This is a genomic window from Kitasatospora sp. NPDC057015 (assembly GCF_042673745.1).
GTDB lineage: Bacteria > Actinomycetota > Actinomycetes > Streptomycetales > Streptomycetaceae > Kitasatospora.
This window is the reverse complement of record NZ_JBHUSG010000003.1, coordinates 222,837-238,877: the sequence shown is the minus strand read 5'-3', so window position 1 is coordinate 238,877 and position 16,041 is coordinate 222,837. Positions and strand designations below refer to the sequence as shown.

Annotated in this window: 16 protein-coding genes; 9 read left to right on the top strand and 7 right to left on the bottom strand. The window is 74.6% G+C overall.

From position 1 onward, the window contains the following. The first annotated feature begins 112 nt into the window (after window positions 1-112). Together groL and ACFTWP_RS04320 are read left to right on the top strand one after the other, a co-directional pair. Window positions 113-1,735 (top strand): chaperonin GroEL, encoded by a 1,623-nt coding sequence (gene groL, locus ACFTWP_RS04325; protein WP_380262523.1) that lies wholly within the window; start codon window positions 113-115, stop codon window positions 1,733-1,735. A 102-nt stretch (window positions 1,736-1,837) separates the two neighbouring features. Then, window positions 1,838-2,194, top strand: a complete 357-nt coding sequence (locus ACFTWP_RS04320) for a hypothetical protein (RefSeq protein WP_380262521.1) — start codon at window positions 1,838-1,840, stop codon at window positions 2,192-2,194. A gap of 43 nt (window positions 2,195-2,237) precedes the next feature. Here the strand turns inward: ACFTWP_RS04320 and ACFTWP_RS04315 are convergent, their stop codons facing one another. Further along, window positions 2,238-2,873, bottom strand: coding sequence for a hypothetical protein (locus ACFTWP_RS04315; RefSeq protein ID WP_380262519.1), 636 nt, complete (start codon window positions 2,871-2,873; stop codon window positions 2,238-2,240). Window positions 2,874-2,995: 122 nt separating this feature from the next. Here ACFTWP_RS04315 and ACFTWP_RS04310 point away from each other — a divergent pair, with 122 nt between their 5' ends. From ACFTWP_RS04310 to ACFTWP_RS04300, 3 genes are all read left to right on the top strand, one after another. Next, window positions 2,996-3,343 (top strand): PadR family transcriptional regulator, encoded by a 348-nt coding sequence (locus ACFTWP_RS04310; protein WP_380262517.1) that lies wholly within the window; start codon window positions 2,996-2,998, stop codon window positions 3,341-3,343. Beyond that, entirely contained in the window at window positions 3,340-4,281 is a 942-nt protein-coding gene (locus ACFTWP_RS04305) for a hypothetical protein (RefSeq protein ID WP_380262515.1), read from the top strand. The genes ACFTWP_RS04310 and ACFTWP_RS04305 overlap by 4 nt, the downstream gene beginning before the upstream one ends. A gap of 118 nt (window positions 4,282-4,399) precedes the next feature. Continuing rightward, entirely contained in the window at window positions 4,400-5,086 is a 687-nt protein-coding gene (locus ACFTWP_RS04300; protein WP_380262513.1) for a copper homeostasis protein CutC, read from the top strand. A gap of 157 nt (window positions 5,087-5,243) precedes the next feature. On the opposite strand, the gene ACFTWP_RS04295 is transcribed toward ACFTWP_RS04300, so the two are convergent. Beyond that, window positions 5,244-7,322 carry a HelD family protein gene (locus tag ACFTWP_RS04295; RefSeq protein ID WP_380262511.1) on the bottom strand — a complete coding sequence of 693 codons (2,079 nt, stop codon included), beginning with the start codon at window positions 7,320-7,322 and terminating at the stop codon, window positions 5,244-5,246. A 301-nt stretch (window positions 7,323-7,623) separates the two neighbouring features. On the opposite strand from ACFTWP_RS04295, the gene ACFTWP_RS04290 reads away from it, so the two are divergent. Next, window positions 7,624-7,836, top strand: a complete 213-nt coding sequence (locus tag ACFTWP_RS04290; RefSeq protein ID WP_380262509.1) for a hypothetical protein — start codon at window positions 7,624-7,626, stop codon at window positions 7,834-7,836. A 61-nt stretch (window positions 7,837-7,897) separates the two neighbouring features. Here the strand turns inward: ACFTWP_RS04290 and ACFTWP_RS04285 are convergent, their stop codons facing one another. After that, window positions 7,898-9,535, bottom strand: a complete 1,638-nt coding sequence (locus ACFTWP_RS04285; RefSeq protein ID WP_380262507.1) for a DNA repair helicase XPB — start codon at window positions 9,533-9,535, stop codon at window positions 7,898-7,900. 125 nt (window positions 9,536-9,660) lie between these two features. Here ACFTWP_RS04285 and ACFTWP_RS04280 point away from each other — a divergent pair, with 125 nt between their 5' ends. After that, window positions 9,661-9,927: a hypothetical protein gene (locus ACFTWP_RS04280; protein WP_073924028.1), complete on the top strand. Its 267-nt coding sequence runs from the start codon at window positions 9,661-9,663 to the stop codon at window positions 9,925-9,927. A gap of 48 nt (window positions 9,928-9,975) precedes the next feature. Here ACFTWP_RS04280 and ACFTWP_RS04275 read toward each other — a convergent pair whose 3' ends face one another. Then, entirely contained in the window at window positions 9,976-10,374 is a 399-nt protein-coding gene (locus ACFTWP_RS04275; protein WP_380262505.1) for a hypothetical protein, read from the bottom strand. Window positions 10,375-10,481: 107 nt separating this feature from the next. After that, window positions 10,482-13,028, bottom strand: a complete 2,547-nt coding sequence (locus ACFTWP_RS04270; RefSeq protein ID WP_380262503.1) for a helicase-associated domain-containing protein — start codon at window positions 13,026-13,028, stop codon at window positions 10,482-10,484. Window positions 13,029-13,206: 178 nt separating this feature from the next. Here ACFTWP_RS04270 and ACFTWP_RS04265 point away from each other — a divergent pair, with 178 nt between their 5' ends. Together ACFTWP_RS04265 and ACFTWP_RS04260 are read left to right on the top strand one after the other, a co-directional pair. After that, entirely contained in the window at window positions 13,207-14,073 is an 867-nt protein-coding gene (locus ACFTWP_RS04265) for a hypothetical protein (RefSeq protein WP_380262501.1), read from the top strand. Between the two features lie 130 nt (window positions 14,074-14,203). Further along, window positions 14,204-14,710, top strand: a complete 507-nt coding sequence (locus tag ACFTWP_RS04260; protein ID WP_380262499.1) for a hypothetical protein — start codon at window positions 14,204-14,206, stop codon at window positions 14,708-14,710. Window positions 14,711-14,828: 118 nt separating this feature from the next. Here the strand turns inward: ACFTWP_RS04260 and ACFTWP_RS04255 are convergent, their stop codons facing one another. After that, the gene (locus ACFTWP_RS04255) at window positions 14,829-14,993 is read right to left on the bottom strand and encodes a DUF397 domain-containing protein (RefSeq protein ID WP_380262497.1); all 165 of its coding nucleotides are present in this window, start codon (window positions 14,991-14,993) and stop codon (window positions 14,829-14,831) included. Between the two features lie 98 nt (window positions 14,994-15,091). Beyond that, entirely contained in the window at window positions 15,092-16,015 is a 924-nt protein-coding gene (locus tag ACFTWP_RS04250) for an ABC transporter substrate-binding protein (RefSeq protein WP_380262495.1), read from the bottom strand. Window positions 16,016-16,041: the final 26 nt, after the last annotated feature.

Here is a 16,041-nt window from a genome sequence, read left to right as displayed (position 1 = left end):
GTCGGTGAGGCCCCCGGGAGCGGTAGGGGAAAGGACCCCCGCACACCAGGGCCGTCCGTCGCGGGCACCTTCCGGTCCGAGCATTCACCGCCGTCTCGGAGGACCACTTCACATGGCAAAGATCATCGCGTTTGACGAGGAAGCTCGCCGCGGCCTTGAGCGCGGGATGAACCAGCTTGCCGACGCTGTCAAGGTGACGCTCGGCCCCAAGGGTCGCAACGTCGTCCTTGAGAAGAAGTGGGGCGCCCCCACGATCACCAACGACGGTGTCTCCATCGCCAAGGAGATCGAGCTCGAGGACCCGTACGAGAAGATCGGTGCCGAGCTCGTCAAGGAGGTCGCCAAGAAGACGGACGACGTCGCTGGCGACGGCACCACCACCGCCACCGTCCTGGCCCAGGCCCTGGTCAAGGAAGGCCTTCGCAACGTCGCCGCCGGCGCCAACCCGATGGCCCTGAAGCGCGGTATCGAGAAGGCCGTCAAGGCCGTCTCGGACCAGCTGCTCGCCCAGGCCAAGGACGTGGAGACCAAGGAGCAGATCGCCTCCACCGCCTCCATCTCCGCCGCCGACACCCAGATCGGCGAGCTCATCGCCGAGGCGATGGACAAGGTCGGCAAGGAAGGCGTCATCACCGTCGAGGAGAGCAACACCTTCGGTCTGGAGCTCGAGCTCACCGAGGGCATGCGCTTCGACAAGGGCTACATCTCGGCGTACTTCGCCACCGACCTGGAGCGGATGGAGGCCTCCTTCGAGGACCCCTACATCCTGATCGCCAACTCCAAGATCGGTTCGGTCAAGGACCTCCTCCCGCTGCTGGAGAAGGTCATGCAGAGCGGCAAGCCGCTGGTCATCATCGCCGAGGACGTCGAGGGCGAGGCCCTGTCGACCCTGGTCGTGAACAAGATCCGTGGCACCTTCAAGTCCGTCGCCGTCAAGGCCCCGGGCTTCGGTGACCGCCGCAAGGCCATGCTCGGCGACATCGCCATCCTCACCGGTGGCACCGTCATCTCCGAGGAGGTCGGCCTCAAGCTGGAGAACGCCGGCGTCGACCTGCTGGGCACCGCCCGCAAGGTGGTCATCACCAAGGACGAGACCACCATCGTCGACGGTGGCGGCGACAGCGACCAGGTCGCCGGCCGGGTGAACCAGATCCGCGCCGAGATCGAGAACAGCGACTCGGACTACGACCGCGAGAAGCTCCAGGAGCGCCTCGCCAAGCTGGCCGGCGGCGTGGCCGTCATCAAGGCCGGCGCGGCCACCGAGGTGGAGCTCAAGGAGCGCAAGCACCGCATCGAGGACGCCGTCCGCAACGCGAAGGCCGCCGTCGAGGAGGGCATCGTCGCCGGTGGTGGCGTCGCGCTGCTGCAGGCTTCGGTCGCGTTCGACAAGCTGGAGCTCGAGGGCGACGAGGCCACCGGTGCCAACATCGTCCGCGTGGCGCTGGAGGCCCCGATCAAGCAGATCGCGATCAACGCCGGCCTCGAGGGCGGTGTCGTGGTGGAGAAGGTGCGCAACCTCCCCGCCGGTCACGGCCTGAACGCCGCCACCAACGAGTACGTCGACCTCATCGCCGCGGGCATCATCGACCCGGCGAAGGTCACCCGCTCGGCGCTGCAGAACGCCGCCTCCATCGCGGCGCTCTTCCTCACCACCGAGGCCGTCATCGCCGACAAGCCCGAGAAGGCCGGTGCCCCCGCGGGCGGCGGCATGCCGGGCGGCGACATGGACTTCTGATCCCTCCGAGGATCAGTCGCTCTTGAGCGAGGGCGGTTCCCTTCGGGGAGCCGCCCTCGCGGCGTTCCCGGGCCCGGGCGGCGGCTGCGGGAGAATGGACGGATGTCCAGCTCTGAAATCGAAGCAGCCCTGCACAAGGCGAGGGCGCTGATCCTCGCCGACCTCAGCGCCCGGGACGTGGCGGACGCCACCGTGGTCTCGCTCGTGGAGGACGCCGTGACCCACCGGCGCTGGTGGCTGGAGCAGTGGCCGGACGGCACGGACTTCGTGCTCGGACTGGTGGCCCAGGACGTCCAGGACGCGCTGCTGGAGGCCTACGGCCGCTGGCCGCTCTGCCCCTCCTGCGCGCAGGACGGCGATCCGCACGCGTTGAGCGTCGAGCCCGAGCTGGGGCCCGACCCGCACTGGGTCTGCGGCAAGGAGGCCACCGTGGTCGCGACGGTCGGGCAGCTGACCTGATCCCGAGCGCCCGCCCCGCCCGCCGACGGGCGGGCGGAGGCCGCTACCCCTCCAGGCGGCCGAGCTCCGCCGCCAGGTTGGCCCGGGCCGCGGCGTCGAAGCGCTCCAGGGCGGCCGGGGTGCGGTAGAGCGCGGGCAGGGCCAGCAGCTGCCGCAGGATCGCCGCCCGGCCGGCCCGGAAGTCCTCGTCCGGCACGAAGGCGTACTCCTCGCGGACGGCGGCGGCGTAGGCGGTGTACGCCTCGGGCGTTGCGCCGAGGACGGCCAGGTCGGCGTCGCAGAGCACCTCGCCGTCCCGGTCGCCGGGCTCCGGCCGGTGCGTGACGGTGAGCCGGACCAGCCGGGCGACCTGCGCCACCCGTGCGGCCGGGAGCCCCGCCTCGGTGAGCGCGCGGACGGCCAGCGCCGCGCTGCGCTCCTCGTTCTCGGAGCGGTCCGGCTTGTAGACGGCGTCGTGGAACCAGGCCGCCAGCCGGACGGCGTCGGGGTCGTCGGCGTACCCGGCCAGGGCGTCGACGTGGTCGAGCACCGCCCGCAGGTGGTCGGTGGTGTGGTACCTGCGCTGCGGCTCGGCCCAGCGCCCCAGCAGGTCGCGTCCGTACGGCTCGGGGTCGACGGTGGCGCCGCAGCGGCGCAGCAGGGCGGACCAGCGGTCGGTGAGGGCTTCGGGCGACGGCATGGGGACATTGTGGCCCGGCGGCCGGACGGGCCGTCGGGCGCCCCGGCGGCCCGCATCACGGGGCCCGGCGGCCTGCTGATTCTGCTGGACAGCATATGTAGTTCGCCGATATATATAGACCTATGACAGAACGCTCCATGCAGGAGCCGACGCTGCTTCTGCTCACCGCTCTCGCCGATGCCCCGAGGCACGGCTACGCGCTCATCCAGGAGATCGCCGCGATCTCTGGCGGCCGGGTCCGGATGCGCACCGGCACGCTCTACGGCGCCCTCGACCGGCTGCTCCAGCAGGGCCTGATCAGGGTCGAGAGCGAGGAGGTCGTCGACGGCCGGGCCCGCCGCACCTACGCGCTCTCCGACACCGGCCGCACCGCGCTCGCCGCCGAGGCCGACCGGCTGCGCGCGGTGGTCGCCGAGGCGGACCGCCGGCTGACCGTCATCCGTCCGAGGATCAAGGGGGCCTTCGCATGACCGACTCCGACACGGCGCTGCGCGCCGCACTGCGGTGCTACCCCGCCGGCTACCGCCGCGAGCGCGGCGAGGAACTGGCCGCCGTCTTCGCCGACTCCACCGCCGGGGCAGGGCGCGCCGCCACCCTGTGGGAGGCCTTCGATCTGGGCGCCTACGGGCTGCGGCTGCGTACCGGGCTGACCTCCACCGGGCTGCCCGGTCGGGCGCTGGCCGCGGTCGCGCCGTTCGCGGTCGGTGCGGCGGCCGGTCACGCGGCGCTCGTCCTGCTGGTCACGGCCGTCGGGGGGCTGCCCGACCCGCGTGCCGGCGGTGGGACCTGGCTGCTGCTCGCCCTGCTCGCGGTGCTGCCGGTGCTGGCGGTACTGGGTGTGCTGTTCGGCAGTTGGAAGCCGGCCCGGCTGCTGGCACTGCCGACCGCCACCGTGGCGCCGGTCGCGGTGGTGCTGGGGTACTGGGCGGTCACCCGGGAGATGCCGAACATCTCGCTGCTCGTCAGGATGTCGGCCTTCTCGGTGCCGGGCGTGCTCTGGGGGCTCAGCGTGCCGGCCGCGCCGGCGGAGCTGCTGGGCCGGGTGACCGGGCGTCAGCGCCTGATCGTCCTGGGGGGTTTCCTGTTCGGCGCGGTGCAGAGTGCGGCGCCCGGCCTGTCGCGTTTCGGGACGGCCGGTGGCGTCGCGCCGCTCCAGCTGCTGATGCTCGGGGCGGCCGTGCTGGCGTACGTCGGGATTCGGCGCGGGCAGGTGCTGCCGCTGGCGCTGCTGCTCGTACTGGCGCCCCCGGCGCTCGGGATCTTCGCCGTCGAGGCGGGCAACACCCTGGGGTCGAGCCGGGTCCTGTTGCCGTTCGCGCTGCTGGTGGCGGCCGGGGTGGCCGTCGCCCTGCGGCTGACCCGGCCGAAGGCGCCGGAGGTGACCGGCTCGCGGTCGGTGGCGGAGTAGGGGGCCGTCCCCCGGAACGCGGGTGTGCGGCGGGGGCGGGCACCCGTGCCGGTGGAGTGGCCGATCCGTCGGCCGTGGGGGCTCGCCGCCGGGCGGGGTGATGTGGCAGGCTACCGATATGTCTAGACCAATCTTCGAAGTCATCGCGCTGACCGCCCAGGATGCCCGGGCCGCCGTAGCCGGCGGAGCCGACCGGCTCGAACTGGTCACGGACATGGCCGCCGACGGACTCACTCCCTCGGTGGAGGACTTCGCCAAGATCCGCGCCGCCGTGGACATCCCGCTGCGGGTCATGCTGCGCATCCGGGACGGCTTCGCGCCCGGAAGCGTGGACGAGCTGCGGGCGCGCGCGGCCGAGCTGCGCGCCGAGGGGGCGGACGAGTTCGTCTTCGGCTTCCTGGACGCCCAGGGCGCACTCGACCCCGCGGCCACCGAGGCGGTGGCCGAGGCCGTCGCCGGCTGCCGCTGGACCTTCCACCGGGCGCTCGACCACAGCGCCGACCGGGCCGCCCTCCGGGCCGCCGTCGGCGACCTGCCCGGCCTGGACACCTTCCTCACCTCCGGCGCGCCCGCCGGGGTCGACGCCGGCCGGGAGATCCTGGCCGCCGAACTGGCCCGGGCCGGCGAGCCCGGCTACCGCCAGCGGATCCTGATCGGCGGCGGCCTGCGCGCCGAGCACGTCCCCGGCCTGCGGGCGGCCGGTTTCGACGCCTTCCACGTCGGCGGCGCGGTGCGGACCTCCGGCTGGGACTCCCCGGTGGACGCCGCCAAGGTCGCCGAGTGGCGGGCCCTGATCGACGCCTGAGCGCCCCTGACCGACGCCCGACGACCCGCCCGGACGGCCCCGGCACGAGCGAGCACCCGCGCCCGTACGTGCCGCCCGACCGCAGGCGTGACCGGTGGTGCCACCGCAGGGGGCGGCCGTGCGACGGCCGCCCCCTGCGCGCCGTCGGGCGCCCGGGTCAGCCCGCCGCGGCGACGGCGGCGCCGGCCGCCAGCTGCTCCGGCAGCGGCCGGGCGTGCAGCACGGTGAGACCGGAGACGGCACGGGTCAGCGCCACGTACAGCCGGCGCAGGCCGGTCCGCTCGTCCGGCTCGCCCGCCACCACCTCGGCGGGCTCGTCCAGCACCACGTAGTCGTACTCCAGGCCCTTGGCCAGCGAGGCCGGCACCAGCGTCAGCCGGGACTGCGAGGTCGTCTCGTCGCCGGGGGAGAGGTAGCCGAGGCCCGCCGCCTCCAGCGCCGCGGCCAGGGCCGGGATCCGGGCGTCGGCGGCGATCAGGCCGGTCGAACCCTCCCGGGTGAGCATCTCGCGGCAGGCCTCCAGCACGGCGCCGTCCAGGTCGTCCTCGACCCGGGCGACCACCAGCGAGCCGGGCGCGTCACGCACCGAGGTGGCCGGGGCCAGACCCGGGGCGATCGCCGGCAGCAGGCGCGAGGCGTACGCGATGACCTCCTCGGGGACCCGGAACCCCTTGGTCAGCTCCTCGACGTGGGCGCCGGCCTTGCCGAGGTGGCGCAGCGCCTCCGGCCAGTCGGCGGTGGCCCACGGGGTGGTGCCCTGGGCGAGGTCGCCGAGGACGGTGGCCGAGCCGGTGCTGCAGCGACGCCCGACCGCCCGGTACTGCATCGGGGAGAGGTCCTGGGCCTCGTCCAGCACCACGTGGCCCAGCGAGGGGGTGCGCTGCACCAGGTCCGTCGCCTCGTCGATCAGGACGGCGTCCGCCGGCGTCCACGGGGCCGTCCGCACCGAGCGGCCGGGCTTGGCCCGGAGCACCGCGCGCTGCTCCTCCTCGTCGAGGACGCCCTCCGCGCAGGCGGCCAGGAACTCCGGCTCGTTGAGCAGCCGGTGCACCAGCTTCGTCGGGTCGACGGGCGGCCAGCAGGCCTTCACCACGGCCTTGACCTGGGCGTTCCTGGCCACGGCGTCCTGCACCCGGTCGTCCGGGGCCTCGCCGCCCTGCTCCATCTTCAGCAGCACGGCGTGCGCGATCCGCTGCGGCATGGCCTCCCGCGCCGCGCCGTACCGGATGTCTCGGGACTTCAGCTCCTCGACGATCTCGGTGAGCTCGTGCACCGGGACCCGCCAGCGGCGCGAGCCGCGCACCACCACGCACGGCTCGACGGGCAGCGCGATCCCGGCGCGGACGGCGCGCCGCAGCACCTCGGCCATCCGGGCGTCGCCCTTCAGCCGGGCCGCCCCGGGGTCGTCCTCGGCGCGGACCTCCACGTGCGCCACCAGCTGCTGCACCGTGGACTGCGCCACCGCCACCTCCCCGAGGGCCGGGAGCACCTGCTCGATGTACGAGAGGAAGGCGTCGTTCGGGCCGATCACCAGGGTGCCGGTCCGGGCCAGGCGCTCGCGGTGCGCGTACAGCAGGTACGCCACCCGGTGCAGGCCCACGGCGGTCTTCCCGGTGCCGGGCGCGCCCTGGACGCAGACGGTGCCGCCGACGTCGGCCCGGACGATCGCGTCCTGTTCGGGCTGGATGGTCGCCACGATGTCGCGCATCGGCCCGACGCGCGGCTTCTCGATCTCGGCGGCGAGCAGGGCGGAGGCGGTGTCCTTCTCGGCCGGGTCGGACAGGTGCTCGTCCTCGTAGGCGGTCAGCTCGCCGCCGGTGTAGCCGAACCTGCGGCGGCGCTCGACGTCCAGCGGCTCGGTGCGGCTGGCCCGGTAGAACGGCTGCGAGACCGGGGCCCGCCAGTCGATCACCATCGGGTCGCCGACCGCGTCGTGGACGTGCCGGCGGCCGATGTAGAAGCTCTCGCCGCCGCCGCCCTCGGCCAGCTCTTCGCTGATCGCGTGCAGGTAGTCGAGGCGGCCGAAGAACAGCGGGGTGTGGGCGAGGTCGGCCAGTGCGGCGATCCGGGCCTCGATCTGCTTGTTCAGGACGATGGCGGTGACCCAGGTGCCGGTCACGTCGGTGGTGTCCAGCGACTCGACGTCCTCGCGCATCACGCGCAGCGCGGCGCGGGAGGCGGCGAGGTGGTCGCGCTCGTGCTGGAGGGGGTCGGTGGAGGGGGTGGTGGCGGGCACAGCGGACCTTCCCGGCTGACCCGTAGGGGGCAGCGGACTCGTCGAGCGGCACGTGAGGGGGACAGCCGGCCGGTTACCAAGCGGCGGGCGCCTCCCCCGGCTGCCTGCGCGAGTCGGCGGGCACCACGGTTCGGGAGGGGGCAGACGAAGAATCCTAGACCCGTCCGCCCCGGGGTGCTAACCGGTGGGACCCCGGGGTGGTCCCTGAGGCGCCCGTACACCTGGAGGACGACCGAAGTCCTGCCGGAGAGGGCCTTCCGGGTGATGCGCCGGGGGTGTCCGAAAACCTACCGTTGATGGCATGGGAACCGTTCACAGCACGACGCGCCGGGCAGCGGCCAAGGCCCCCCGGGCGCGCGCATCCAAGGAGACCAGGACCGCCCCCGGCGGCGCCACCGCCGCCGGGCCCGGCCGCCGCCGCAACCCGCTCACCACGGTGGTGCGCAACGTCGGCATCGCCCTCGACACCGTCGCCCGGGTGACGCTGCTCGGCCGCGACGGCGTCCGCTACTGACCGCCGCCGCGCACCGCGGACGAGCGCGGTGCGGCGGGCACCGCCACCCGGGCCCGGGCGGCTACAGCACGTCGTCCGCGTCGATGATGCGGTACGCGTAGCCCTGCTCGGCCAGGAAGCGCTGCCGGTGGGCGGCGAAGTCCTGGTCCACGGTGTCGCGGGCCACCACCGAGTAGAAGTGCGCCGAGTGCCCGTCCGCCTTCGGGCGCAGGACACGGCCCAGCCGCTGGGCCTCCTCCTGGCGGGAGCCGAAGGTCCCGGAGACCTGGATGGCGACCGTCGCCTCGGGCAGGTCGATCGAGAAGTTGGCGACCTTGGAGACCACCAGGACGCTGATCTCCTTGGTGCGGAAGGCCTCGAAGAGCTTCTCCCGCTGGGCGTTGCTGGTCTCGCCCTTGATCACCGGTGCGTTGAGCACCTCGCCGAGCTCGTCCAGCTGGTCGATGTACTGGCCGATGATCAGCGTCTGGTCCTTCTCGTGCTTCTTGACCAGCGCCTCCACCACCCGCCGCTTGGTCGCGGTGGTCGCGCAGAACCGGTAGCGCTCCTCCGGCTCGGCGGTGGCGTACGACAGCCGCTCGGAGTCGGTCAGCGTGACCCGGACCTCGCAGCAGTCGGCGGGCGCGATGTAGCCCTGCGCCTCGATCTCCTTCCACGGCGCGTCGAACCGCTTCGGCCCGATGAGGGAGAAGACGTCGCCCTCGCGGCCGTCCTCGCGGACGAGCGTCGCGGTCAGGCCGAGCCGGCGGCGGGCCTGCAGGTCGGCGGTGAACTTGAAGACCGGCGCGGGCAGCAGGTGCACCTCGTCGTAGACCACCAGGCCCCAGTTGCGGGCGTCGAACAGCTCCAGGTGCGCGTACGTGCCCTTCCGCTTGGTCGTCATCACCTGGTAGGTGGCGATGGTGACCGGGCGGATCTCCTTGCGGGTGCCGCTGTACTCGCCGATCTCGTCCTCGGTCAGCGTGGTCCGCTTGACCAGCTCGTGCTTCCACTGGCGGGCCGAGACGGTGTTGGTGACCAGGATCAGCGTGGTCGACTTGGCCTCGGCCATCGCCGCCGCGCCCACCAGCGTCTTGCCGGCGCCGCAGGGCAGCACGACCACGCCGGAGCCGCCGTGCCAGAAGCCCTCGACGGCCTGCTGCTGGTACGGGCGCAGCGTCCAGCCGTCCTGGTCCAGCTCGATCGGGTGCGCCTCGCCGTCCACGTACCCGGCGAAGTCCTCGGCGGGCCAGCCCAGCTTGAGCAGCACCTGCTTGATCTGGCCGCGCTCGGAGGGGTGCACCACGACGGTGTCCGGGTCGACCCGGGCGCCGACCAGCGGGATGATCTTCTTCGAGCGCAGCACCTCCTCCAGCACCGGGCGGTCGGTGGTGGTGAGCACCAGGCCGTGGGTCGGGTGCTTGCTGAGCTTCAGCCGCCCGTAGCGGGCCATGGTGTCGGCGATGTCCACCAGCAGGGCGTGCGGCACCGGGTAGCGCGAGTAGTTCACCAGGGCGTCGACCACCTGCTCGGCGTCGTGGCCGGCGGCGCGCGCGTTCCAGAGGCCGAGCGGCGTGACCCGGTAGGTGTGCACGTGCTCGGGCGCGCGCTCCAGCTCGGCGAAGGGGGCGATCACCCGGCGGCAGTCGGCGGCCTTGGGGTGGTCGATCTCCAGCAGGAGCGTCTTGTCACTTTGGACGATCAGCGGTCCGTCGTTCACGCGGGGAGGCCCTCCATCGGTTCGGCCGCGCCGGCCGGTTCGGCGCAGACCCTCCAGTGTCGCGCACTCCGGTGAATGCCCGCCCCGCCGGTGACCTCCGACCCGTCGGGGTCGTTGGGCAGCGCATGAACACGTCCAAGCGCGCCCTCCTCGCCCTCACCCTCGCCGGTGCCGCCCTCTCCGCCGCCGCCGGCTCCGCCCACGCCGTCGACGAGCAGCAGGCCTCCGAGCTGAGCAAGTCCGCGATGCCGGACATCAGCAAGGCCGGCGGCCCGCTGGGCCAGGTCGGCTCCGGCGCCGCGCTCACCATGGCCGGGCTGCTCGGCGGGGTGCCGGTGGGCCCCGACTCGATCGGCAAGCTGGCCGACGGGGCGATGAAGGCCAAGGGCTGATCCGCCGGGTGGACCGGGGCCCGTCCCGGGGGGACGGGCCGGTCGGTCCTACTTCCACTCCCAGTACTTGGCGGTGCCCTTCCCGCTGCCGTCGGTCTCGTACTCGAACAGGCCGACGGTGGAGTTGAGCCGGGCGAACCGCTCGGACGAGGTGTCGAAGAAGATCGATCCCCGCCAGCTCATGGCGCCCGGGGCGGTGCCGGTGAAGCGGCCGATGCCGTTGCCGTGCCAGACGACGACGTCGCCGTCGGCCGTCATGGTCACGCCCTGGCCCTCGCCGACCAGGATGCCGTGGGCGTCCATGGTGGACTCGTAGGTGGCGATCTCGGTGGTGGGGACGCCCAGGAGCTCCCCTTCGGCCTCGTACGAGACCTCGACGTCGCCGCCGGGGAGGACCCGCTTCGCGGTCTCCCGGCTCTGCAGCTCGCCCAACTGTTCGCCGAGCATGATGACTCCCTTCCCGGACCCCCCTGCTACCCCGCCCTTCCGGACTACGCCGGGGTGGGGGCGGCGTCAACCGGGGGCGCTCGCGGGCGGGACCCGGGCGGGCCTGCTCAGGCGTTGTCGTCGAGTTCGGCGACGCCGGTGATCCGGTGCAGGGCGAAGGTGCGCAACTCGTCCGAGTGGTGGTCGAAGGCGGTCACGAAGCCGCCCTCGACCTTCACCGGGTCGATCACCCGCTGGGAGGCCAGGCCCTCGGCGTTGACGTAGCCGATCCACATCCGCTCGCCCAGCAGCACCGCCGTCTGCAGTGCGGCCAGCGTGTCCGCGGCCTGCGAGCGGGGCAGCCGGCGGGTGTCGACCTGGGCCGGGCCGCGCTGCTGCGGCGTCGAGGCCGGGCCGGTGACGGTCTCCCGGCGGACGGCGGTGGCCGCCCGGTCGCCGGCCCGGATCGCCTTGACGGCGGCGCCGAGCAGCGCGTCGTCCGGGGTCGGCGGGCCGTCCGGGACGGGCGTCGGCGCGCTGCGCGGCGCCGTCCGGTGGCTGCCCGGGCGGGTGATCAGCACATCGCCCTCCGCGGACTCGGCGGCCGGCGCGTAGCCCATGCCGCGCAGGGCGGCCAGCAGCGCCTCCGGGCCGGCCTGCGCGGCCAGCACGGTGGGCGCGAGCAGCCGCAGCCGCAGGTCGGCGGAGCGGCGGTCGGCCAGCACCTCGGCGAGCAGCGCCGGGTCGTCGCAGCGCAGGTACGAGGAGGCGGCGCCGACCCGCAGCACGCCGTGCCGGCGGGCCACGTCGTCGACCAGGTAGCTGAGCGGCTGCGGGACGGGCGTGCGGGAGTGCTGCTCCAGGAAGGCGTGCAGGTCGGCGGCGCTGCGCCCGGCGTCCAGCGCGCGCCGCACGGAGTCGGTGGTGAAGCGGTAGACCGTCGCCCCGCCCTTGGACTCCACGTCGGCGCAGAGCGCGAGGGCCTGGGCGAGCGGGGTGAGCAGCGGGCCGGGGGCGATGGCGGTGAGGTCCGGCTGGAGGATCACGTGGTCCAGCGGGCGGGGGAGCAGCGGGGCGAGTACGGCGGCCGGGCTCCGGCCCTCCAGCAGGGCGCGGGCCGGCGAGGACAGGGCGCCGCGGCCGGTGATGCCCAGCTGCTCGGCCTCGGCGAGGGTCCAGCCGGCGAGGTCGTCGCGCAGGTCCCGCCCGTCGGCGGTGGCCGGGCCGCCGCGCAGCGGGCGGTGCCAGCGCATCGTGGGCAGCAGGTCCTCGGCGGTGGCGGTGGAGCCAGGCGGCAGGCCGGCGAGTGCGGTCAGCGCGGCCCGCCGCACGGTGGGCGCCAGGGTGCGGTCCAGTTCGGGGCCGAGCGCCGCGCGGGTCTTGCCCTTGCCGTCCGGGGTGCCGGTGAGCGCGGCCACCCTCGTGCCGGCGAGCCAGCTGCCGGCGAGCAGGGCCCAGCGTTCGGCGGTGGGCTGCTGGAGCCAGGTGTCGTACGCGGGGGTGGGGGCCCAGCGCTCGTCGGCCTCGCCGTCGGGGGCGAGCAGGCCGGCGCCGTAGGCGAGTTCGAGCCAGAACGCGGCGGTCGACTCGGTGGTTTCCAGGGTCTGGGCGGCCCGTTTGAGGTCGCGGACGCCGACCCCGCTGGCCCGCAGGGTGGCGGGCGACTGCAGGCCCCAGAGGTCGAGCAGCTCCTCGACGGTGCGGACGGCGGTGTACGCCTGGCCGGCCGCGGCGCCGTCCACCGCCTGCGGTTCACGGACGGTGGGCTGGGCGGGGACGGCGGGCGGCGCCGGCTCCACCGTGCGGTGGCTGCGTCCGCCGCGCAGGTGCAGGGCGAGCTCGCGGGGCAGCACGACGCTGCCGGGCGAGGAGGGCAGCAGCAGGCCGCGGGCGATCAGCCACTCGACGGGACTCCGGGCGTCGGCGGCCGTGACCGGCCGGGTGGCGTCCGGGACGGTGCCGTTGGGCGGCCCCCAGACCAGCCGGTCCAGCAGCCGTAGCGAGGCCTCCGGGGCCTGGTCGAGCAGCGCGGTGCACTGCTTGCGGTCGGCGAGCAGGGCCGCGAGGGCCGCGACGGCGGTCACCGGGTCGGGGGTGGGCGGCAGGCCCGCGGAGGCCAGCAGTTGCTGGAGCCGGGCCGGCGACATCCCGGTGGTGGCCTCGGAGAGGGTCGGTCCGAGACCGGTGCGGCCGGGGTTGGCGGCGGTCGGCGCCAGTGCCTCCCGGGCGGCGATCACCAGGTGCAGCGCGCTGTCCGGGCCCCAGAGCAGCGCGCGCTCGCGCAGGGTGGCGAGCGCGCCGGGGAGGGCCTCGGTGACGGCGGTGCGCTCGGCCGGGCCGATCGGGGTGGCGCCGGGGTGGGGTTTGACCCGGGCCGGGCCGGTGAGCAGGTTCCGTACGGCGGTGTGCGCACTGCCGTCGGGCAGGGCGGCCAGGGCCTCGGCCACCTGCAGCGTGAAGCGGTCCAGCCGCTCCAGGGCGCGCAGGGCGGAGGCCCGGGAGGAGAGCCGGGCGGCGAGCTGGGTGAGGTCGCCGGGCACCGGGTTGAGCAGGTCGGGACGGGACCGGAGCAGGGCCGCGAGGGCCGCGTCGGGGCGGCTTCGGAGCTCCTCGGCGAGGGTGCGGGGGCCTGCGGCGGTGGCGCCGGGGCGTTGCTCGCCCTGCTGTGCGGTCATCCGGCCTAGGTTAGTCGGCTTCGGGCGAGGGTGGCGGCGTCGTGTGCCGCGGGCCTCGGCGGTCGGTGGCGGGTGATGGCCGGTGAGGGCGGGTGGCGGGTGGCGGGTGGTGGTGGGTGGCACCGGATGGGTAGCGTCGCGGTCGGCGGGGTCGGGTGGTCGATCGGGGTGGTGGGCGATGGTGGACGGCGAGTGGTGGCGGCTGGGCGGGCCGCGGCGGGGCGACGGTGGCGAGCGGGCACCGGAGGGCCCGGAGGAGCCGGGCGAGGGCGTGTACCTGCCGCCGCCCGCCGCGGTCCCGGCTCCCGCGCCCCCGTCCGATCCACCGGCCCCGCGCGTGCCGGCACCGGCACCGCCGCCGCCGTCCTCGCGGCCGTCAGCCGGCCCGTCGGCCCGCCGGGCCGGGGCGCAGTGGCAGGCGGGTGGCGGGTTCGCCGACTGGGACGCCGTGCACATCGACTTCTCGGCGGTCGACGACCCCGAGGCCGCGAGCGTGCCGGAGCCGCGGGAGGGCGACCGGGCACCGGACGCCGCCGACCTGACCGTGGCGAAGGACGGTACGGCGAAGGGCGGTGTGGCGGGCGAGGCGAGCGGGGAGCGGGCGACCGCCGCCAAGCCGGCCGGCCGGGGCCGCGCCGCACGCAAGGCGGCCGAGAAGCAGGCGGCGAAGGACGAGGCCGCATCCGCCGCCCGCCCGGGCCTGCTCGCCGGCCGCCGGCCCGCACCGCTGCTGTTGCTCGCCTCGGCCCTGCTGGTGGGCGGCGCGGTGACCCGGACCGTGTTGGTGATGCTGGTCGGGTGGGCGCTGGCCTACCTCTCCCGCGGAATCGCCGACCGCAGCAGGAAGTTCGCCGTCCTGGGGATCCCGCTGCTGGCCATGGGCGGACTGGTGCTCTGGTTCTGGGGCCGCGGCCAGGGCAAGTGGGGCCCGGCCCTGCAACCGGGCGAGCAGCTCTGGGGCGCGGCGCCGGGGCTGCTGCGGCTGGCCGCGGTGCTGTCGGCGCTGTTCCTGCTGTGGACGACGCTGCGGCGGCGCGGGGCGTGACCTGGAACTGCCACGCGCAGGATCGCGTCTCGATCATCAGGCCACGACGGCGAGTCGAAGGCGAATCGAAGGGGAGTCCCGAGTGCAACGGCAGACTCGACGTCGTGTCGAGGGGGCAGCCCGGACAGCGTTGGCCGCGTGCGCAGCCGTCTCCCTCGCCGGCTGCTTCCCCGCCGGCGGGGAGCCCGAGAAGCGCAGCCCCGGTGCTGCCGCCGGGGAGGTCACCGTGGTGCGCGGCGACAAGGCGTACCCCCTCACCGTCAGGATCACGGACTGGCGGATCGAGCCTCATCCGCAGGTCCCGGACCGGGGAAACGCGGTACACGTCAGTTACCGCAAGACCGCCACGAGCGACCTGCCCGAGGTCAACGTGGAAATTGCCGTCTGCGCAGTGAACGCAGCGAACGTCGTGCTGCTGTGCGGCACCGTCGACGCGCGACAGGCGGATCCCCGGACCGAGGACGCCGACTCCTGGATCGGCCCCGCCGACCTCCCCCGCAGTCTGTCCGACACGGCCCGTGTCGTCCTCCTGCCTGACCAACTGCTCCCAGGACTGCACGCCGGTGACCCCAAGGACGGCGACGGTTACGTTCCCCCCGGCGTCCCGCTACCCGGCGACCAACTGCGTACCGCCTGAGCCGCACACCGATGATCGGGCGACCTTGGCCGTAGGCGCTCTCGAACCCCTTCCCGGCAGACCGGATCAGGTCTCGTGACTCGTCCTCCGGTGCCGGGGTACCTGAGGGCGGTAGTCGTCAGGCGTCGAAGTCGGCGTATCCGTCGAACTCGCCGGCTTTGACGCCCAGGAGGAACGTGGCGAACTTGGCGGGGGTGGTGCGGACGACGACCTCGCCGTCGTCGGACTCGCGGAGCTCGACCAGGCCGTCGACGGTGCGGACCTCGACGCGCTCGCCGCGCACCTGGGCACCCGCATCATCCGGCTGCACCGATGAGGAGCGGGACCGCCGGGTTCACGGCATGCCCACCCGAACCCCGGCCGCCCGTATCGCCGTACGGCCTAGGCCCCCAGCAGGCGCTGCAGCTCGTCCAGGACGGCGTTGGCGCCGGTGTAGCCGATCCCCTGGAACCAGAGCCGGTCGTTGACCGGGAAGGCGCGGTGGGCCCTGACCGCGCCGAGGGCCTGCCAGCCGGGGCTCGCCAGGGTGGCGGTGGCGCCGGCCGCGTCCGGGTCGCCGTAGACGGCGTAGAACAGGTGGTCGCCGTCCGCCCTGGCGATCTGGTCGGCGGGGATCTCCACCGCGAACTGGGCGGCGTTCTGCTGGTCGGGGCGGGCGAGCCGGACGTCGTCGAGCAGCGTGGCGAGGAAGTTCTGCCGGGCGTACAGGCGGATCGGGGCGTTCGCCACGAAGCGCACGATGCTGATCCGGTGGCCGGAGAGCCCGGCCGAGGCGAGCTGCTGGGCGACCGCGGCGGCGTGCCGCTGGTAGGCGCCGACGACGGCCTCGGCGGCGGCCTGCCGGCCGAGGGCCTGGGCGTGCTGCTGGAAGTTGGCCTTCCAGGGGTGGCCGGTGGTCGGAGTGAGGACGGTCGGGGCGATCCGGCGCAGGGTCTCGAAGTGGGCGCCGTCGCGGGTCTGGTTGCCGAGGATCAGCTCGGGCTTCAGGTGCCGGATCACCGCGCCGTCGGGGGAGCCGATCTCCCCGACGTGGGTGATCTCCGCCAGTCGGGAGGCCGGCCAGTAGTCGGGCAGGCCGGCGTCGGCCGGGGCCCGGGCCGCGCCGACGGGCGTGATGCCGAGGGTCATCGCGGAGTCGAGTTCGGCGGTGTCGAGGGTGATCACCCGGGGGCCGTCCGCCGGCGGGATCGCCGCGGCCGTGTCGGTGGCGCTGTCGGTGGTCGGGGCGGGGTTGCCGGCGCAGGCCGTGAGGGCCGTGCCGCCGAGTCCGGCCAGCAGGGCCCGGCGGGAGAGCTGACGCGGCATCGGGACCTCCCGGACGTGGTCGACGG